The organism is Rhodobacter flavimaris (assembly GCF_021378075.1).
Classification (GTDB): domain Bacteria; phylum Pseudomonadota; class Alphaproteobacteria; order Rhodobacterales; family Rhodobacteraceae; genus Rhodobacter; species Rhodobacter flavimaris.
Genome location: NZ_JAJUOS010000001.1, coordinates 231,911 through 249,353 on the forward strand (window position 1 = coordinate 231,911; position 17,443 = coordinate 249,353).

18 protein-coding genes are annotated in these 17,443 nt (G+C 64.1%); 6 read left to right on the plus strand and 12 right to left on the minus strand.

Annotated features, from left to right (window positions below; translation table 11 throughout):
- Positions 1 to 55: 55 nt before the first annotated feature.
- Both LZA78_RS01185 and LZA78_RS01190 read right to left on the minus strand, forming a co-directional pair.
- Positions 56 to 949, minus strand: coding sequence for a fructose bisphosphate aldolase (locus LZA78_RS01185; protein WP_233675126.1), 894 nt, complete (start codon positions 947 to 949; stop codon positions 56 to 58).
- A gap of 145 nt (positions 950 to 1,094) precedes the next feature.
- Positions 1,095 to 2,285 carry a phosphoglycerate kinase gene (locus LZA78_RS01190; RefSeq protein ID WP_233675127.1) on the minus strand — a complete coding sequence of 397 codons (1,191 nt, stop codon included), beginning with the start codon at positions 2,283 to 2,285 and terminating at the stop codon, positions 1,095 to 1,097.
- Positions 2,286 to 2,448: 163 nt separating this feature from the next.
- On the opposite strand from LZA78_RS01190, the gene LZA78_RS01195 reads away from it, so the two are divergent.
- Positions 2,449 to 2,955 carry a peptidylprolyl isomerase gene (locus LZA78_RS01195; RefSeq protein WP_233675128.1) on the plus strand — a complete coding sequence of 169 codons (507 nt, stop codon included), beginning with the start codon at positions 2,449 to 2,451 and terminating at the stop codon, positions 2,953 to 2,955.
- Positions 2,948 to 3,526: a peptidylprolyl isomerase gene (locus tag LZA78_RS01200; protein ID WP_233675129.1), complete on the plus strand. Its 579-nt coding sequence runs from the start codon at positions 2,948 to 2,950 to the stop codon at positions 3,524 to 3,526. Before LZA78_RS01195 ends, LZA78_RS01200 begins: the two co-directional genes overlap by 8 nt.
- A gap of 70 nt (positions 3,527 to 3,596) precedes the next feature.
- On the opposite strand, the gene tyrS is transcribed toward LZA78_RS01200, so the two are convergent.
- Positions 3,597 to 4,847 carry a tyrosine--tRNA ligase gene (tyrS, locus tag LZA78_RS01205; RefSeq protein WP_233675130.1) on the minus strand — a complete coding sequence of 417 codons (1,251 nt, stop codon included), beginning with the start codon at positions 4,845 to 4,847 and terminating at the stop codon, positions 3,597 to 3,599.
- Positions 4,848 to 4,906: 59 nt separating this feature from the next.
- Between tyrS and LZA78_RS01210 the strand changes: the two genes are divergently transcribed.
- The gene (locus tag LZA78_RS01210; RefSeq protein WP_233675131.1) at positions 4,907 to 6,016 is read left to right on the plus strand and encodes an anhydro-N-acetylmuramic acid kinase; all 1,110 of its coding nucleotides are present in this window, start codon (positions 4,907 to 4,909) and stop codon (positions 6,014 to 6,016) included.
- Here the strand turns inward: LZA78_RS01210 and LZA78_RS01215 are convergent.
- Complete coding sequence (locus tag LZA78_RS01215) at positions 6,000 to 6,362, minus strand: hypothetical protein (protein ID WP_233675132.1); 363 nt, start codon at positions 6,360 to 6,362, stop codon at positions 6,000 to 6,002. The two genes, LZA78_RS01210 and LZA78_RS01215, sit on opposite strands and share 17 nt — an antisense overlap.
- A gap of 225 nt (positions 6,363 to 6,587) precedes the next feature.
- Between LZA78_RS01215 and LZA78_RS01220 the strand changes: the two genes are divergently transcribed.
- Both LZA78_RS01220 and LZA78_RS01225 read left to right on the plus strand, forming a co-directional pair.
- Positions 6,588 to 6,848, plus strand: coding sequence for a DUF2798 domain-containing protein (locus LZA78_RS01220; RefSeq protein ID WP_233675133.1), 261 nt, complete (start codon positions 6,588 to 6,590; stop codon positions 6,846 to 6,848).
- 65 nt (positions 6,849 to 6,913) lie between these two features.
- On the plus strand, positions 6,914 to 7,342 hold the full coding sequence (locus tag LZA78_RS01225) for a DUF4405 domain-containing protein (RefSeq protein WP_233675134.1): 429 nt from the start codon (positions 6,914 to 6,916) through the stop codon (positions 7,340 to 7,342).
- Positions 7,343 to 7,366: 24 nt separating this feature from the next.
- Here the strand turns inward: LZA78_RS01225 and LZA78_RS01230 are convergent, their stop codons facing one another.
- The 4 genes from LZA78_RS01230 to LZA78_RS01245 all read right to left on the minus strand — a co-directional run bounded on the left by LZA78_RS01230 (position 7,367) and on the right by LZA78_RS01245 (position 11,159).
- Complete coding sequence (locus LZA78_RS01230) at positions 7,367 to 7,984, minus strand: DUF2238 domain-containing protein (RefSeq protein WP_233675135.1); 618 nt, start codon at positions 7,982 to 7,984, stop codon at positions 7,367 to 7,369.
- Positions 7,985 to 8,099: 115 nt separating this feature from the next.
- Positions 8,100 to 9,374: a phosphopyruvate hydratase gene (eno, locus tag LZA78_RS01235; protein ID WP_233675136.1), complete on the minus strand. Its 1,275-nt coding sequence runs from the start codon at positions 9,372 to 9,374 to the stop codon at positions 8,100 to 8,102.
- A 118-nt stretch (positions 9,375 to 9,492) separates the two neighbouring features.
- Positions 9,493 to 10,359 carry a DMT family transporter gene (locus tag LZA78_RS01240; RefSeq protein WP_233675137.1) on the minus strand — a complete coding sequence of 289 codons (867 nt, stop codon included), beginning with the start codon at positions 10,357 to 10,359 and terminating at the stop codon, positions 9,493 to 9,495.
- A 101-nt stretch (positions 10,360 to 10,460) separates the two neighbouring features.
- Positions 10,461 to 11,159 carry an endonuclease/exonuclease/phosphatase family protein gene (locus LZA78_RS01245; RefSeq protein WP_233675138.1) on the minus strand — a complete coding sequence of 233 codons (699 nt, stop codon included), beginning with the start codon at positions 11,157 to 11,159 and terminating at the stop codon, positions 10,461 to 10,463.
- Between the two features lie 73 nt (positions 11,160 to 11,232).
- On the opposite strand from LZA78_RS01245, the gene LZA78_RS01250 reads away from it, so the two are divergent.
- Positions 11,233 to 11,901, plus strand: a complete 669-nt coding sequence (locus LZA78_RS01250) for a DUF2238 domain-containing protein (protein WP_233675139.1) — start codon at positions 11,233 to 11,235, stop codon at positions 11,899 to 11,901.
- 14 nt (positions 11,902 to 11,915) lie between these two features.
- On the opposite strand, the gene LZA78_RS01255 is transcribed toward LZA78_RS01250, so the two are convergent.
- The 4 genes from LZA78_RS01255 to LZA78_RS01270 all read right to left on the minus strand — a co-directional run bounded on the left by LZA78_RS01255 (position 11,916) and on the right by LZA78_RS01270 (position 17,411).
- On the minus strand, positions 11,916 to 13,337 hold the full coding sequence (locus tag LZA78_RS01255) for a protein adenylyltransferase SelO (protein ID WP_233675140.1): 1,422 nt from the start codon (positions 13,335 to 13,337) through the stop codon (positions 11,916 to 11,918).
- 51 nt (positions 13,338 to 13,388) lie between these two features.
- Entirely contained in the window at positions 13,389 to 14,324 is a 936-nt protein-coding gene (locus tag LZA78_RS01260; RefSeq protein ID WP_233675141.1) for a nucleoside hydrolase, read from the minus strand.
- A 98-nt stretch (positions 14,325 to 14,422) separates the two neighbouring features.
- On the minus strand, positions 14,423 to 15,427 hold the full coding sequence (locus LZA78_RS01265; RefSeq protein WP_233675142.1) for a Fe(3+) ABC transporter substrate-binding protein: 1,005 nt from the start codon (positions 15,425 to 15,427) through the stop codon (positions 14,423 to 14,425).
- Positions 15,428 to 15,557: 130 nt separating this feature from the next.
- Positions 15,558 to 17,411, minus strand: a complete 1,854-nt coding sequence (locus tag LZA78_RS01270; RefSeq protein ID WP_233675143.1) for an ABC-F family ATP-binding cassette domain-containing protein — start codon at positions 17,409 to 17,411, stop codon at positions 15,558 to 15,560.
- Positions 17,412 to 17,443: the final 32 nt, after the last annotated feature.

Genomic DNA, 17,443 nt, shown 5'->3' on the forward strand with positions numbered 1-17,443 from the left:
GCCGAAATGAAAACAGGGGCCCGAAGGCCCCTGCATTCCTTGCCGTGTCGGTCGATCAGCCAGCGATCGAGGCCGCGTAGATCGAGTCGATTGCCTCGCCCAGCATCGCATCGAACTCGGCGTCGGTCTGCTGCGCGCTCAGCCCCTCGGTCAGCGCGCGCGAGAACGAGGCGATCATGCCGGTGTTCTGCGCCAGCATCGCGTTCGCGTCGTCGCGCGAATAACCGCCCGAGAGCGCCACGACCTTGAGCACGCGTGGGTGATCGACCAGCGGCTTGTAGAAGTTCGGCACGCTCGGCAGCGACAGCTTCAGCATGACTTGCTTTCCCTCGGGCAGGGCGTCCAACTGCGCCAGAATCTCTGCGCGCAGGATTTCCTCGGCCTCGGCCTTGTCGGCGATGGTGATGGTCACTTCCGGCTCGATGATCGGCATCAGGCCATGGGCAATGACTTGGTTGCCCAATTCGAACTGCTGCGCGACGACGGCCTTGATGCCCTCAGCATTGGCGGCCGAGATGACCGAACGCTCCTTGGTGCCGAAGATACCGGCCTTGACCGCGCGGGCCAGCAGATCGTCGAGACCCGGGATCGGCTTGAGCATCTGGCAGCCGTTTACCTCGCCCTCCAGACCCTTGTCGATCTTGAGGAAGGGCACGACGCCGCGCTTTTCCCACAGGTAGGTGGCGGTCGGGATACCGTCGATGGCGCGGTCCATGGTCTGTTCGAACAGGATGGCGCCGACGACCTTATCGCCGGTGAAGGCGGGCGACTTGATGATCCGGGCGCGCATCGCGTGGATCAAGTCGAACATCTCGGTCTCGTTCGAATAGGCGTCCTCGTTTACGCCATAAAGACGCAGCGCCTTGGGCGTCGAGCCGCCCGACTGGTCGAGCGCGGCGATGAAGCCCGCCCCTTTCTTCATCTGTTCGGTCTGCTTGGCGTTCGACATGATGCTCCCCCGGGGACTGTCTGGGTGAAATGTGATGGGCGCGGGCGCCCCTGTGGCTGCGATACCGCCTTGGACGCGCGCGCGCAATTCTGAGAACGCTAACACGCGGGCGGGAAAGGAAAGGCGGCCCGAAGGCCGCCTGGGATCAGTGCATGAGCGCCGCGACGCCGGGCAGTTTCTTGCCTTCCATCCACTCAAGGAAGGCGCCGCCCGCGGTCGAGATATAGCTGAAATCGCCCGCGACACCGGCCTTGTTGAGCGCGGCAACCGTATCGCCGCCCCCGGCGACCGAGATCAGGTCGCCCGCCTTGGTCAACGCCGCTGCCAGCTGTGCTGCGGCGTTCGTGGCAGTGTCGAAGGGCGCAATTTCAAACGCGCCGAGCGGCCCGTTCCAGATCAGAGTCTTTGAGCCCTCGAACACCTTTCCGATCGACTCGACCGCCTTGGGGCCAGCATCGAGGATCATCGCGTCCATTGGGCAGGCCTCAGCGGCAACGATTTCGTTGTCGGCTCCGGCCTTGAACTCGCGGGCAATGACTACGTCCTGGGGCAGCACGATCCGGCAGCCTGTTCCCGCGGCCTTCTCCATGATTTCACGGGCGGTCTCGGCCATCTCGCGCTCGGCCAGCGACTTGCCCACATCGATTCCCTTGGCGACCAGGAAGGTGTTGGCCATGCCGCCACCAATCACGAGGTTATCCACCTTGGTCACCAGGTTCGAGAGCAGCTCGATCTTGGTCGAGACCTTGGCGCCGCCGACGACCGCGGTCACCGGGCGGGTCGGATTGCCAAGCGCGGCTTCAAGCGCCTTGAGTTCCGCCTCCATCAGGCGCCCAGCAGCCGAGGGCAGGATATGCGCCACGCCCTCGGTCGAGCTATGCGCCCGGTGCGCGGCCGAGAAGGCGTCGTTCACGTAAACCTCGCCCAGAGCCGCCATGCCGGCCGACAGCTCGGCGTCGTTCTTTTCCTCGCCCACGTGGAAACGGGTGTTCTCCAGCAGCAAAACCTCGCCCGCGCCAAGCGCCGCGACCGCCTTCTTGGCCGGACCGCCCACGCAATCCTCAGCGAAGTTCACCTTGCAGCCCAGTTTCTCGGCCAGAACCGGCACCAGCGGGCGCAAGCTCATTTCAGGGACGACCTTACCCTTCGGGCGGCCGAAATGCGCCAGCAGGACCGGCTTGCCTCCCTTGGCCATGATGTCCTTGATCGTCGGCACGATCTTCTCGATCCGAGTCGCATCGGTGACGACACCGTTTTCCACCGGCACGTTGATATCCACGCGCACCAGGACCACCTTGCCCGCAAGATCCATCTCGTCGAGCGTTTTCCAAGCCATTCTCGTCACTCCCGATTTTGCGCGCGGCGGCCTTCGCCCTGCTCGCGCGGTTCACGCAAACTTGCCCCGATGTGCAGGCATCGTCAACGCCATGCGGCGCTTTCGCCTTCCGAATCCCGCGCCGCTTCCTTACAGTCGCCCCAAATTTCGAGGAGGACCATTCATGGCCGAGATCAAAGACCCCGAGAACACCATCATCATCGAGCTGAAGGACGGCCCCGTCGTCATCGAACTGCTCACCGACATCGCGCCCGGGCATTGCGAGCGCATGAAGCAACTGGCCCGCGATGGCGCCTATGACAACGTGGCCTTCCACCGCGTGATCGACGGCTTCATGGCGCAGACCGGCGATGTCGAGAACGCCAATATGGAAAAGGATTACAACCCGCGCCGCGCTGGCACGGGCGGGTCGAAATACCCCGATCTGAAGGCCGAATTCTCGCGCATTCCGCATGATCGCGGCACGCTTGGCGCGGCGCGCTCGTCGAATCCGAACTCGGCCAACTCGCAGTTCTTCATCAACTTCAACGACAACCACTTCCTGAACGGTCAGTACACGGTCTATGGCCGCGTGATCTCGGGGATGGAAAACGTGGACAAGATCGTCCGTGGCGAGCCGCCGGCGAACCCGGATCGCATGATCTCGGTCAAGGTGGCTGCCGATGCGTAAGATCCTGCTTGCGACGGCGCTGGCCTTTGCGGCGACCGGCGCTTGGGCCGAAGGGTCGGGCGTGCCCGATACCGAGGGTCCGAACCTGACGCTGGAAATCGGCGGTTCGGCCAGCGGCAATGTGGTCATCGACCTGTTGCCCGACGTGGCCCCCAAGCATGTCGAGCAGATCGTCGCGCTGGCTAAGGAAGGCGCCTATGACGACGTGATCTTTCATCGCGTGATCGACGGCTTCATGGCGCAGACCGGCGATGTGCAGTTCGGCAAGCGCAGCGGCGATACCCGCATGGCGGGCGTGGGCGGCTCCGAGCGTCCGGACCTTCCGGCCGAATTCTCGAACCGCTCGTTCGCGCGCGGCATGGTGGGGATGGCTCGTTCGGCCGATCCGAACTCGGCCAACTCGCAGTTCTTCATAATGTTCGAGCCCGCGCCGCATCTCGATGGCCAATACACCATCGTCGGGCATGTGGTCGAAGGGATGGAGATCGTCGATCAGATCAAGAAGGGCGACATGCGCCAGAACGGTCTGGTGGATGAGCCCGACTATATCGTCCACGCCACGGTCGAATAAGACCCGCGCGACAGAATGAAAAACGGGCGCCCGATGATCGCGGCGCCCGTTTTGTTTTTTTCTTTGTGTCTTAGCTCAGCTGCACCAGCGCGTGGCGCTTCTTGCCCGCGCTGAGCTTCACCGGCTCGGCCAGATCGCCCGCATGGAACATCCGGCCCGCATCGGCGCAGATGTCGTCGTTCACGCGCAGGCCGCCCTCGGCGATCAGGCGCTTGCCGTCCTTGCCGGTCTTGGCCAGGCCCGAGCGCACCACAAGCTGCGCGAGGCTGATACCGTCCACCACGTCTTCGGCGCTCAGGTGCAGGGTCGGCAGGTCATCGCCCACGCCGCCCTTTTCAAAGACCTCGCGCGCGGTGGCCTCGGCCGCCACGGCAGCCTCTTCGCCATGCAGCAGCTTGGTAACCTCATTGGCCAGGATGATCTTCGCCTGGTTGATCTCGGAGCCTTCGAGCGAGCCAAGGCGGACGCACTCTTCCACCGGCAGATCGGTGTAGAGCTTGAGGAACCGGCCCACGTCCGCGTCGGTCGTGTTGCGCCAGAATTGCCAGAACTCGTAGGGGCTGAGCATCTCACCGTTCAGCCAGATCGCGCCGCCCTGGCTCTTGCCCATCTTGCGCCCGTCCGAGGTGGTCAGCAGCGGCGTCGTCAGGCCGAAGATCTCGCGGTCAAGCACCCGGCGCGTCAGGTCGATGCCGTTGATGATGTTGCCCCACTGGTCCGATCCGCCCATTTGCAGCAGGCAGCCATAGCGGCGGTTCAGCTCCAGGAAGTCATAAGCCTGGAGGATCATGTAGTTGAACTCAAGGAAGCTCAGTGACTGCTCGCGGTCGAGGCGCGATTTCACGCTTTCGAAGGACAGCATCCGGTTGACCGAGAAATGCCGCCCGATGTCGCGCAGGAACTCGAGGTAGTTCAGATTGTCCAGCCACTCGGCATTGTTGCGCATCATCGCGCCGTTGCCTTCGTCGCTGTAATCGAGGTAGCGCGCGAAGACCTTCTGCATCCCGTCGATATTGGCGTCGATCGCCTCGGGGGTGAGCAGGGGACGTTCCTCGCTGCGGAACGAGGGGTCGCCGACCTTGGTCGTGCCGCCGCCCATCAGCGTGATCGGCTTGTGGCCGGTCTTCTGGAACCAGCGCAGCAGCATGATGTTCAGCAGATGCCCGACATGCAGCGAGGCCGCCGTCGCATCATAGCCGATATAGCAGGTGACCATCCCCTTGATGAGAGCTTCGTCCAGCTCTTGCAGATCGGTGCAATCCGCAAGGAATCCGCGCTCGATGATGATGCGCAGAAAATCCGATTTGGGATGGTAGGTCATCACACTTGTTCCTTTGCTAGCGCCATGCGTATATCGGGTGGGCAGCCGAAGGGGAAGCCATGTTGAAGCCGGGTCCGGTCTGGGCGGTTGGGGCGATGTCGGGCACCTCGCTTGACGGCGTGGACGCGGCGCTGGTGCTGACCGATGGTGAGCGGATTCTCGATTTCGGCCGCACTGATTACCGCTCTTATTCCAAGGAAGAACGCAGCGCTCTGCGCGCGGCCCTTGGCTGCTGGCCCGGCGATCCCGGCGTGGAAGAGGCCGCCGAAGTGGTCGAAACCGCCCATGCCGAGTTGCTCTCGTCCTTGCTCGATGTCGCGCTTGTGGGCTTTCACGGGCAGACGCTGGCGCATGATCCCGACGGGCGCGCGGGGCCCCGGCGGACGCATCAGGCGGGTTCGGGTGAGGTTCTGGCCGAGGTTCTGGGGCGTCCCGTCGTTTGGGATTTTCGTTCGACAGATGTCGAGATGGGCGGGCAGGGCGCGCCGCTTGCGCCTTTCTTTCATTTCGCCTGCGCGAAATGGGCGGGGCTGAGCGCGCCGGTCGCCTTCCTCAACCTTGGCGGCGTAGGCAACGTGACCTGGCTCGATCCGCGCCAGTCGGGCCCCGAGGCCGAGGGCGCGGTTCTCGCCTTCGACACCGGCCCCGCGAACGCGCCGATCAACGATCTGATGCGCGCGCGCCGCGGTGTGGACTGCGACGAGGGCGGCGCGCTGGCGGCCTCGGGCAGGGTGGATGAGCAGGTCGTCGAGGACTTCCTTTCGCATCGCTTCTTCCATCGCATTCCGCCAAAATCGCTGGATCGCAACGATTTCCACGATCTGCTCGAAGCGGTTCGCGATCTGGAGGACGCAGATGCAGCGGCTACACTGACCGCTTGCGCCGCCGCCGCCGTTGCGCGCGGGTTCGAACATTTCCCCGATCCACCGCGTGCGCTCTACGTTACCGGCGGCGGGCGCCTGAACGAGGCGCTCATGGTCGCCCTGACGCGCCGCCTCAACTGCCCGGTCGCGCCGATAGAGGATATCGGCCTTGATGGTGACATGCTTGAGGCGCAGGCCTTCGCCTATCTTGCCGTGCGCGTCGCGCGGGGATTGCCGACCTCGGGGCCAACGACCACGGGTGTCGCCGGGCTGATCGGCGGCGGGCGTATCAGCTACCCTGACTGAGTGCGGGCGCCGGGGCAGGGCATCGCGATGCCGGAAGGGGGTGCAGCGCGACGCGCGGTCCGAACCACTCGTGGATCACCTGTGTGCAGCGCCAGCTGCCGATTTGCAGATCGGCCCCACCGGGAGGCGGGTCAAACGTGCCCTCCTCGCCATTCAATAGGCGCCCGCGCACCTGATAGCCCGCCTGCCTTCGGCCCCAGAACAGATCTGCCGAGACGATCTCGGCCCATTCGGGTACGCGATTGAGCGTGCGATCGTTCGAGATCCGGGCGCTCATATTCGCCAGCCAGATCAGCATCAGGATCGCCAGAACGACAGTAAAACCCACGCCACGCAGCTTGCGCATCCGGGAAACACCCTTGTGAATGCGCGCACAGTATCCTGCGTGGTGGCGAACGGAAGTGCTGCGGCAATCACATTTGACGTGAACGGCAGGTTTGAATAGATCCAAGGGGCCGAAAAACGTGCGACCGGTCAGGTTACCCCGGTCATCGCGCCCCGTGTGCGAGAGCTAGTCGATTTTCGAACCCACGGCATCCGTTCTAACCGGGCATTGCCCTCCAGAGATCGAATGTCGATGAACAAACCTGACCCCAAGCGCGAGAAGCGCACAATCCTGCTCGCGCAGCTTTTCATTTCCTGCATGATGGCCTTCCTGATGACCTTCATCTTTTCGGTCTTCGCGCAGGGGATGCCCGCCGGATGGCCGCTGCTTTGGCTGCATCATTTCTTTACCGCGTGGCCCGTGGCTTTCGTCCTCTCGCTCGGCGCGGGGCCGATAGCGTTTCGTCTGGCCTATTGGTCGATGCATCGTCTGTCGGGGCCGATTTGACGCCGGTCATGGCGGTCCAGGCGAATTGGGGGCATCCTTGGCCCGTGTCGCACAAGGAGGTGGCCATGTTCGATTCTGCATCTCATTCTGTGGCCAAGCCGCGCTTTTCGGCGCGGGCGGCGGCTGTGTTTCTGGTCGGTCTCAACTTCCTGCTGATGCTGGTCTCGGGGGTGGTGGTGATGATTGCCCCCTCGGGCCGTATCGCCGGGCAGATTGAGTGGACGATGCTTGGCTTGGGCCGACCTCAATGGGAGTTGGTGCACCTCGCGGGTGGTTTTCTCTTCATCGGGGCAGCGGTTTGGCACATTTGGCTGCACTGGTCGGTGATCACCAATCTGCTTTGGTCCGGCGCGACCAAGGCGCTTTGCCACCAGCGCGAACTGGCGCTGGCCGTGGGGTTGACGCTCTTCGTTATCCTCGTGGCAGTGCTTGGCCTGCCGCCTGCCAGTTGGCTTGAGCAGATGCAATCCTGGTTCAAGCGCGACTTCTGGTGAGCAGACGGGCCTGTCGCGATCACGTCATCCGCGGCGGCGTTCCTGCGAGGCGACGATGGTCATGGCGATGATCGCTCCAAGCGCGTTGAACACCAGATCGAGCGCGGTGTTGAAATAGCCGCCGACGCCCGTGTCCTTGACGATCACGACGGCGGTGAACTCGATGATCTCGTTCACTGCGCCAAGGCCCATCGCGGCCAGCGCGGGGTAGGTGTAGGCCGTCCAGGTGCCGCGCACATCGGGGAAGTGCCGCACGACAAGGTGCCACAGCAGCCACGCGGTCACGCCGAAGCCGAAGGCATGCACGACTTGGTCGTATTTCAGGATCGTCATCTCGCCCTGACCATCCGAGAGGATCGGGACCAGTTGCACGCCGTAAAGCACTTTGTCGCCCACGGGCACGCCGCCCCCCGCCATATGCAGCAGGCCCCAGATTGCCAGCGCCCAAAGAATCGCGGGCGGGTATTCAGCCTTGCGCAGGCTGGAGCCGATCAGGCCGATCAGGATCGCCATGGTGATGATGTAGACGATGAACTCGGCATTGCCGATCATCAAAAACCAGGCCGAGAAGCCGATGCTGTAAAGCGCGACAAAGATCGCGACGGCCTTTTCGGCCGGCTTGACGTCCTTCGGAAAACCCATGGCGCTGCTCTCTCCTTCGTTTTCGGGCAGCATGGCAGGTTCGCGCGGGGTGGAAAAGCGCAAAGCAAAAGGCCCCCGCCGGGGCGAGGGCCTCTCAAAGGTTGTAAGCCGGTCCTTACTTGAGGATCGAGCGGCCCGCGTATTCGGCGGTTTCGCCCAGCATTTCCTCGATGCGGATCAGCTGGTTGTACTTGGCCAGACGGTCCGAGCGCGCCAGCGAGCCGGTCTTGATCTGGCCGCAGTTCGTGGCCACGGCGAGGTCGGCGATGGTGCTGTCCTCGGTCTCGCCCGAACGGTGCGACATGACGTTGGTGTAGCGCGCGCGGTGGGCCATCTCGACGGCCTTCAGCGTCTCGGTCAGGGTGCCGATCTGGTTGACCTTGACCAGCATCGAGTTGGCGACGCCCTGCTTGATGCCATCGGCCAGACGCGCAGGGTTGGTCACGAAGAGGTCGTCACCGACCAGCTGCACCTTGTCGCCCAGTTTCTCGGTCAGGATCTTCCAGCCCGCCCAGTCGTCTTCCGACATGCCGTCTTCGATCGAGATGATCGGGTAGGCGGCGCAGAGCTTGGCGAGGTAGTCGGCGTTCTCTTCCGAGCTCAGCGACAGGCCTTCGCCCTTCATCTCATACTTGCCGTTCTTGTAGTATTCGGTCGAGGCGCAATCGAGCGCGAGGTAGATATCCTCGCCCGGCTTGTAGCCCGCCTTTTCGATCGACTTCAGGATCAGGTCGAGCGCCGCAGTGGTCGAGCTGAGGTTCGGCGCAAAGCCGCCCTCGTCGCCCAGACCGGTCGAGAGACCGGCGGCGGTCAGCTCTTTCTTGAGCGTGTGGAACACTTCCGAACCCATGCGCACCGCGTCGCGGATGTTGCCTGCCGAAACCGGCATGATCATGAATTCCTGGATGTCGATCGGGTTGTCGGCATGCTCGCCGCCGTTGATGATGTTCATCATCGGAACCGGCAGGACGCGGGCCGAGGTGCCGCCGACGTAGCGATAGAGCGGCTGTGCCGAGAAGTCGGCTGCGGCTTTCGCGCAGGCCAGCGACACGCCGAGGATGGCGTTCGCGCCCAAGCGGCTCTTGTTCGGGGTGCCGTCCAGTTCGATCATCATCTGGTCGATGGCGACCTGCTCGGTCACGTCTTCGCCCACGAGGTTCTCGGCGATCTCGCCGTTCACGGCCATGACGGCTTCCAGCACGCCCTTGCCCATGTAGCGCGACTTATCGCCGTCGCGGCGCTCCACCGCCTCATGCGCGCCGGTCGAGGCGCCCGAGGGAACGGCGGCACGGCCCATCGTGCCGTCTTCGAGGATCACGTCGACCTCAACGGTCGGGTTGCCGCGGCTGTCGAGGATTTCGCGCGCGTGGATGTCGATGATCGTGCTCATGGAGATGCTCCGGCTGAGGGATTTGTCGCGCGCTCTATAGCCCGGTCGCCGCGTGCGGGAAAGAGGTTTGTTAGCGCTATCACGATTGTTAGCGCCGGACTTGCAAGAAATTTCCGTATCAGCGTCGCGCGCGCCGCGCCTGGCGCCAAAGCGTATAGAGCCCGGAGCCCACGATCACCGCGCCGCCGATCAGCGTCGCGCGGTCCACCGGTTCGTTGAAAACGGTATAGCCGATGATCAGCGCAAAGATCAGGCGGGTGTAGCGGAAGGGGGTGATCACGGCGACCTCGCCGATCCGCATGGCCGCGATCAGGGCATAATAACCGGCCGTGCCGAACAAAAGCCCGCCGCCGATCATGGCGAGGTCACGCGGGGTCGGCAGGGTGATCTCGGCGGGGCTGAGCCAGGCCATGACGATGCCTGCGGGGATGACAGCGGCAAAGCCATAGGTCGCGAGCTGCATCGACGAGACCGACTTGGCCACCCGGCGCGTCGCAACATCGCGCGCGGCAAGGCCGATCACCGCGGCCACCGCCAGCAGGGAAAGCGCCGAAAACCCCTCGGTCCCCGGCCGGATCACGATCATGACGCCGACAAAGCCCACGAGGATCGCCGACCAGCGGCGCCAGCCGACCTGCTCGCCCAGAAACATTGCTGCGCCGAGCGTGACAGCCAGTGGTGTCGCTTGCAGAATGGCCGAGGCCTGCGCCAGCGGCGTCAGCGCGATGGCCGACACGAAGCACATCGTGCCCAGAAGCTCGCTGAAGTTGCGCAGCAGGACCGGGCCTGCCAGCAGATCGCGCGAGATCAGCCGATCCCCGCGGATCTTGGCGAGAACGCCGAAAATCACGCTGCCTCCTAGCCCGAGCAGGGCCAGAACCATGCCGATCGGCATGCCTTGGGCCAGTTCCTTGACGAACATGTCTTCAAGGGCGAAGCCAGCCATCGCCGCCACCATCAGAAGGCTGCCGCGCAGGTTTTCCATGATATGTCCCGTATCCCTGACCAAGCGGTCCAACCGCTTGCCTGCCGCCTTGCCTCAACCCGAGGCAGCCGTCCAGCGCGCAATTGTGTCGCGCACAATCGCTACCGCAGGATGCCCGCCACGTCGGCCCAGATCGGCAGGTGATCCGAGGCGCGTCGCGCCAGGGCCGTGTCGAAGACACCCATGCGCATGACCTTGATATTGGGGCAAGTCACCACCCGGTCGAGGCGCCCGAACGGCGCGCGCGAAGGGTAGGTTGGGCCTGGCGTATGCACGTGATAGCCCGTCAGCGCCTCGAACCCATGCTTGGAGGACCACTCGTTGAAATCGCCGATGGCAAGCGCAGGGCCTTTCGCGCCGCGCAGGGTCTGGGCGATCCGTCCCCATTGCGCACGCCGGTCCGCGCGGCGCAGGCCCAGATGGGCGGCGATCAGGGTGAAGGGGGCCGCGCCCTCATGCGCGATCACAAGGCGCAGCGCACCGCGCGGCTCAAGCCCCGGCAGCGCCATTCCGTCGATATCCAGCACGCGCCCGCCGCGCCGCACCAGCACTGCCTGACCGTGCCAGCCAAGACTGTCCGGCCCGGTCTTGGGGCCTTCGGCGACGTGGAAATCCGTCTCGGCCGCGATCATCCGCGCGGGCAGGGCCGAGGGGCGCGCGCCAAGGCGCCGGTCCACCTCTTGCAGGGCGATCACGTCGGCCCCGATCGCATTGATCACCGATAGAATCCGCCCCGGATCGTGACGCCCATCGGTGCCAACGCATTTGTGCAGATTGTATGAGGCAAGACGAACGGTCATGATGACGATATGATTGTTTTCCTGACGGGTTTCACCCCTTCGGGTTGGCCCTGCGACAACGTAGCGTGTACCGATGTGGCTTCGCAAACACTACGCCAGCCTTCGCGCGCAGCCCCGGCTGATCCAGGCGATTTGGGCGATGCTGGCGATCGAGTTTCTGCTGGCGCTGTGGGAATGGCAACTGGCGCTAGCCGCCGTTGCCTGCCTGACCTTCCTGCTGACGCTGGTGCCGATGTATTTGACCTCGCGCCTCGGGATCGCCTTGCCGACGCCCTTGCTGGTGGGCATCACGATTTTCATCTTCGCGACGATCTTCCTGGGCGAGGCCTTTGATTTCTACAGCCGCTACTGGTGGTGGGACGTGGCACTGCACGGCACCTCGGCGCTTGGCTTCGGGCTTTTGGGGTTTCTGATGGTCTTCATGCTGTTCGAGGGCGACCGCTACGCCGCGCCCCATTGGGCGCTGGCGCTGATCGCCTTTTCCTTTGCCGTCACCATCGGCGCCCTGTGGGAGATTTTCGAATTCGCGATGGATCAGGCCTTCGGCACGAACATGCAGAAATCCGGCCTTGTCGATACGATGTGGGATCTGGTCGTGGACGTGATCGGAGCGTCTTTGGGGGCGCTGGCGGGCTGGCTTTACCTGATCGGACGCGGGCCGGGGCCGATGCGTAACCTGTTTGAGGATTTCGTCGCAAAGAACCGCCGCTTTTATCGGAAGTTCAAAAGCCAGATCAAATGATTGCTCGGTAAAGCTCAGGTGCCGCAGAAGGTTCGCAATACGCGCTCTTCGGGGACTGGCGCCTGTTCGAACTCGGCGAAGGCAGGGTCGTCGATGAAGGGCGCGCGCAGCGCGGCGCTTAGCCGTTCGAACGGGGTAAAGTTGCCGTCTGTCGCGGCAACGATGACCTCTTCGATGCGGTGATTGCGCGGGATGCGCACCGGGTTGGCGGCGGCCATGACGGCGGTCGGGTTTTCCTCGCGCGCGAGACGCGCCTGCCATTTCGGCGCCCATGTGTCGAAGGCGGTTGGGTCAATGAACTCGGCGCGCGCCTTGCCGCTGCGTAACCCGTGGAAGGTGCGGGTGAAATCGGCGCGTTCGACCGCCATGCGGCTCAGCAAGTCTTCTATGAGGGGGCGGTCGTCCTCGGCTGCGGTCGAAAGGCCGAGTTTCGCGCCCATGTAGCGCAGCCAGGCGTCCTGATAGAGCGGGGCGAAGCCATGCACGGCCTCGGTCGCGGTCTCGATGGCCGTGTCACGCTCTCCCATCAAGGGAAGCAGGCAGGTCGCCAGTTGCGCGAGGTTCCAGGCGGCAATCTGCGGTTGGTTGGCATAGGCATAGCGCCCGAACTGGTCGATCGAGGAAAAGACCGTCTGCGGGTGATAGGCATCCATGAAGGCGCAGGGGCCGAAGTCGATCGTCTCACCGGACAGCGCCATGTTGTCGGTGTTCATCACGCCATGGATGAAGCCCACCGACATCCAGCGCGCCACCAGATCCGCCTGCGCTGCGACAACGGAGTTGAGCAAGTCCAGCGGGCCGGCGGCATCAGGATAGTGGCGCGAAATCATGAAGTTGCAAAGAGATTTTAGAGCGTCCTCGTCGCCGCGCGCCGCGAAATATTGGAAGGTGCCCACCCGTACGTGGCTTGAGGCGACGCGCGAGAGGATCGCTCCGGGCCGGCCCATCGCGTCGCGCACGACGACCTCACCCGTGGTGATGGCTGCAAGCGCGCGCGTCGTCGGGATGCCAAGGGCGGCGAATGCCTCGCTGACGATGTATTCGCGCAGGACCGGGCCAATCCACGCCCGTCCGTCGCCCCGCCGCGAGAAGGGCGTCCGGCCCGCGCCCTTGAGTTGGATGTCGAAACGCGCACCATCCGGCGCGACAACCTCGCCAAGCAAGATCGCTCGGCCGTCGCCCAAGGTGGGAACCCAACCGCCGAACTGATGCCCGGCATAGGCCTGCGCCAAGGGCTCGGCGCCCGGCGGCATGGCGTTCCCGGAAAGCATCGCGAGGCCTTCCGGGCCGGAAAGCCAGTCAGCATCAAGCCCAAGCCGCTCCGCCAGCGGGCGGTTCAGCGCAACAAGGCCGGGCGCCTTGACCGGCACTGGGTCTTGGCGGGCATAAAACCGCTCGGGCAGGCGGGCGTAGCTGTTGTCAAAGGGCAGGGTCATCGCATCTCCTTCGCCCGGATATAGCGCGCCTTTTCGGCAGCGCCAGCCCGACTAAAGGCGCGCAATGCGCTCGGTCAGTAGGGTATAGAACCCCTCGGCGTCGATCGCGCCCATGAACAGCACATTCGCTGGCCGGTTTGTCACTCGCCACCAGTCGGCGACGGTCATGCCCATGGTCAGTTCGGATTGGGTTTCGATCTCGACGTTGATGTGGCGGCCCTCGAACAGGTCTGGGCGAAGGATGTAGGCGATCACGCAGGGGTCATGCAGCGGAGCGCCCTGACTGCCGTATTTCGCCATGTCGAAACGCTCAAAGAAATCAGTCCAGCTGGCGACCGCATTGCCGACGCGGGTGCCAAGGGCGCGAAATGCCTCGATCCGCGCTCGGGTGGTCAGCGCCTTGTGGGTGACATCAAGCGGCATTACGACCAGAGGTGCGCCGGATTTAAACACGATCTCAGCGGCTTGCGGATCGACGTAAATGTTGAATTCCGCGGCGGGCGTGGTGTTGCCAACCTCGAAATAGGCGCCACCCATCAGCACGATCTCGGCCACTTTCGGCACGATATCGGGCGCGCGAGTGAAGGCCGTGGCGATATTGGTCAGCGGGCCCAATGGGCACAGCGTCACGCTTCCTTCAGGGAATTCGCGCAGCGTTTGGATGATGAAATCGACCGCATGGGTGTCTTGCAATGCCATTGTCGGGTCGGGCAAGGCGATCCCATCGAGCCCGGTTTTGCCATGCACATATTCGGCGGTGACAAGCGCGCGCTGCATCGGGCGATCGCAGCCCGCGAAAACCTTTACTTCGGTCTTGCGCGCCAGTTCGCACACGACCCGCGCGTTGCGCGTGGTCAGCGCCAGCGGTACGTTGCCCGCCACGCAGGTGATGCCCAGAACCTCAAGCTCGGGGCTGGCCAGCGCCAGAAGGATGGCGACGGCGTCGTCCTGACCGGGGTCGGTGTCGATGATGATCTTGCGTGGCATAGGGCACTCCTTTCGGGCAGAGTGTCCGAGCTGCCGGGCGAAGTCCATAGACCGTCACGCAACGAAAAAGGCCCCGGTTTCCCAGGGCCTTTAAGGTATCAGCCGTCGAAGTTCACCGCCTCGATCAGTTTCAGCGCCTCGGGGCGCAGGTTTGAGACGTCGACAAGGTTGATTGGGTCGGCGGTAAAGCCACCCCAGCTTTCGACCAGCGCCGAGCGCTTGACGCCGTCTTTGACCGGGAATTCGTGGTTGGTCTCGGCGTAGATCGCCTGCGCTTCGTCCGAGGCCAGGAATTCCATCAGTTTCAGCGCATTATCGCGGTTCGGCGCGGCCTTGGTCATCGCCACGCCCGAGATGTTCATATGCGTGCCCTGACCCTCGAAGGTCGGGAAGACGATGCGAACCGAGTCCGCCCATTCCTTCTGCTCGGGGTCGGCAACCATCTGGCCCATGTAATAGGTGTTGCCAAGCGAGATGTCGCATTCGCCCGCCCAGATCGACTTGACTTGGCTGCGGTCATTGCCCTCAGGCTTCTTGGCGAGGTTGGCCTTCACGCCCTCAAGCCAGGCGGTGGTGGCCTCGGCGCCGTGATGGGCCAGATAGGCCGCCGTCAGCGCCACGTTGTAATCCGAGGTGAAGGGGCGGGTGCAGATGCGGCCCTTCCATTTCGGGTCGGCGAGGTCTTCGTAGGTGGTCACCTCGCCTTCGGCCACGCGGTCGCGGCTGGCGTAAACGATGCGGGCGCGGCTGGTCAGGCCGAACCAATGCTTCGCCGGGTCACGGAAGCCTGCCGGGATCGCGGCCTCAAGGGCGGGGTCCTCGACCGGTTGGGTCACGCCCGCCTCGACCACTTGCTGGAGGCGCGCGATATCGACCGTCATCACCAGATCGGCGGGCGAACGGCTGCCCTCGGCGACCAAGCGCTCGACCATGCCCTTTTCCACGAAGGCGACGTTCACGTTGATGCCAGTCTTGGCGGTGAAAGCGTCAAACAGCGGCTGCACCAGCTCGGGCTGGCGATGCGAATAGACGTTGACGTCATCGGCCAAAGCGGGGGCGGCGACCAGTGCGGTCGAGAGGGCGAGGAAGATGCGCGCGTTCATGGGTGACTCCTTTAGTCAGAATTGCGCCTCTTAAACCCAGTTCGTGGGCCGGCGTCAATACCTGAGTGGAGTTATCGGATAATTTGTCGCGATAAAAAAAACGGGAGCAGCGCCCCCGTTCCTGTTTCGCTCAGATCGCCTCGGCGGCCTCAAGCTTTTCAAGCGCCTCGATCCACATCTCCTCGGCGCGGACCATCGCATCGCGTGCCTCGGCGTGCTTGAGCAGCCACTTGTCGCGCTCAGACGCGCGGGCGGCCTCGTAAAGCCCCGGATCGGCCAGCTTTTCATCAAGCTTTCCGAGCATTTCCGACAGCTTGTTCACACGCTCTTCGCATTTGCGCGCCTCGGAGCGCAGGGCAAGGATCGCATCGCGCGACGGCTTGGCGGGCTTGTCCTTGGCTTTTGGCGCGGGCCTCTCGGCCGGGTCGCCCGCCAGCAATTCGGCGCGGTATTGTTCCAGATCGCCGCCATAGGGCTGCACCGCACCACCCTTGACCAGCCACAGCCGGTCCGCCACGAGGCTGAGCAAGTGCATGTCGTGGCTGACAAGGATCACGGCGCCGGTATAGGCGGTCAGCGCCTCGACCAGCGCCTCGCGGCTTTCGATGTCGAGGTGGTTGGTCGGTTCGTCGAGGATCAGCAGATGCGGCGCATCGAGCGTCGCGAGAAGCAGCGACAACCGCGCCTTCTGCCCGCCCGAAAGCTTGCCGACATTCGTCTCGGCCTGATCGGCGCCAAGGCCGAAACCGGCGAGTCGCGCGCGCAGTTTGGATTGATGTTCCTCCGGGCGTAGGCGTTGAAGGTGCAGAAGCGGCGTGGCGTTCAGGTCCAGTTCATCCACCTGATGCTGCGCGAAATAGCCGATCCGCAGCTTGGAGGAGCGGGTGATCGCACCTTCCTCGGTCTGCAACTTGCCCGCCAGCAGTTTCGAGAGGGTCGATTTGCCCTCACCATTGCGGCCCAAGAGCGCGATGCGGTCATCCTGGTCGATACGCAGGCTCAGGCGGCGCAGGATCGGCGCGCCGCCATAGCCGACGGCCGCGCCCTCCATCGCGATTATCGGCGGCGAGAGCTGCTCGGGCGTAGGGAAGGTGAAAACCTGCTTGGCGGCCTCTTCCGGCGCGGTGATCGGCACCATCTTTTCGAGCATCTTCACGCGGGCCTGCGCCTGCACGGCCTTGCTGGCCTTGGCCTTGAAGCGATCGACAAAGCTTTGCAGATGGGCGCGCCGGGCCTCTTGCTTCTTCGCTTCGGCAACCAGAACGGCGCGCTGCTCGGCGCGGGTGCGGGCAAAGGTGTCGTAGCTGCCCTGATAAAGCGTTAGGCGCCGGTTCTCGAGATGCAGGATCGCGCCCACGGCCCGGTTCAGAAGGTCGCGGTCGTGCGAAATCACGATGACCGTATGCGGATAGCGCGCGAGGTATTGCTCAAGCCACAGCGCGCCTTCGAGGTCGAGGTAGTTCGTCGGTTCGTCCAGTAGCAGCAGGTCGGGCTGCGAGAACAGCACCCCCGCCAGCGCCACGCGCATCCGCCAGCCGCCCGAAAAGTCCGAGCAGGGGCGACGCTGCGCCTCGGCGTCGAAGCCAAGGCCCTTGAGGATCGCCGAGGCGCGACCCTCGGCCGACCAGGCTTCGATATCGGCCAGTCGCGTCTGGATCTCGGCGATGCGGTGCGGATCGGTCGCGTGCTCGGCCTCGGCCATCAGCGCGGCACGCTCGGTATCGGCGGCCAGCACCGTGTCGATCAGGCTGACGTTGGACGAGGGCACCTCTTGCGCGACGCCGCCGATGCGGGCGCGTGCGGGCAGGGAGATCTCGCCGCCCTCCAGTGCCAACTCGCCCCGGATCAGCCGGAAAAGCGTGGTCTTGCCTGCGCCGTTCGCGCCGACAAGGCCCACCTTATGGCCGTCGGGAATGGTGGCCGAGGCGCCCTCGAACAGGGGGCGGCCTTCGATCGAATAGGAAATGTCGGATATCTTGAGCATGGGCCAGCCATGCCCGAGCCCGAATGCGCCGT

Excerpts from the sequence above, each read along its gene's own strand:
- LZA78_RS01200 (WP_233675129.1), top strand. The coding sequence starts at position 2,948 with ATGCGTAAGATCCTGCTTGCGACGGCGCTGGCCTTTGCGGCGACCGGC.
- LZA78_RS01245 (WP_233675138.1), bottom strand. The coding sequence starts at position 11,159 with ATGACCGTTCGTCTTGCCTCATACAATCTGCACAAATGCGTTGGCACC.
- LZA78_RS01215 (WP_233675132.1), bottom strand. The coding sequence starts at position 6,362 with ATGCGCAAGCTGCGTGGCGTGGGTTTTACTGTCGTTCTGGCGATCCTG.
- LZA78_RS01220 (WP_233675133.1), top strand. The coding sequence starts at position 6,588 with ATGTCGATGAACAAACCTGACCCCAAGCGCGAGAAGCGCACAATCCTG.
- LZA78_RS01195 (WP_233675128.1), top strand. The coding sequence starts at position 2,449 with ATGGCCGAGATCAAAGACCCCGAGAACACCATCATCATCGAGCTGAAG.
- LZA78_RS01190 (WP_233675127.1), bottom strand. The coding sequence starts at position 2,285 with ATGGCTTGGAAAACGCTCGACGAGATGGATCTTGCGGGCAAGGTGGTC.
- tyrS (WP_233675130.1), bottom strand. The coding sequence starts at position 4,847 with ATGACCTACCATCCCAAATCGGATTTTCTGCGCATCATCATCGAGCGC.
- LZA78_RS01250 (WP_233675139.1), top strand. The coding sequence starts at position 11,233 with ATGTGGCTTCGCAAACACTACGCCAGCCTTCGCGCGCAGCCCCGGCTG.
- LZA78_RS01255 (WP_233675140.1), bottom strand. The coding sequence starts at position 13,337 with ATGACCCTGCCCTTTGACAACAGCTACGCCCGCCTGCCCGAGCGGTTT.
- LZA78_RS01265 (WP_233675142.1), bottom strand. The coding sequence starts at position 15,427 with ATGAACGCGCGCATCTTCCTCGCCCTCTCGACCGCACTGGTCGCCGCC.
- LZA78_RS01185 (WP_233675126.1), bottom strand. The coding sequence starts at position 949 with ATGTCGAACGCCAAGCAGACCGAACAGATGAAGAAAGGGGCGGGCTTC.
- LZA78_RS01225 (WP_233675134.1), top strand. The coding sequence starts at position 6,914 with ATGTTCGATTCTGCATCTCATTCTGTGGCCAAGCCGCGCTTTTCGGCG.
- eno (WP_233675136.1), bottom strand. The coding sequence starts at position 9,374 with ATGAGCACGATCATCGACATCCACGCGCGCGAAATCCTCGACAGCCGC.
- LZA78_RS01210 (WP_233675131.1), top strand. The coding sequence starts at position 4,907 with ATGTTGAAGCCGGGTCCGGTCTGGGCGGTTGGGGCGATGTCGGGCACC.
- LZA78_RS01270 (WP_233675143.1), bottom strand. The coding sequence starts at position 17,411 with ATGCTCAAGATATCCGACATTTCCTATTCGATCGAAGGCCGCCCCCTG.
- LZA78_RS01230 (WP_233675135.1), bottom strand. The coding sequence starts at position 7,984 with ATGGGTTTTCCGAAGGACGTCAAGCCGGCCGAAAAGGCCGTCGCGATC.
- LZA78_RS01240 (WP_233675137.1), bottom strand. The coding sequence starts at position 10,359 with ATGGAAAACCTGCGCGGCAGCCTTCTGATGGTGGCGGCGATGGCTGGC.
- LZA78_RS01260 (WP_233675141.1), bottom strand. The coding sequence starts at position 14,324 with ATGCCACGCAAGATCATCATCGACACCGACCCCGGTCAGGACGACGCC.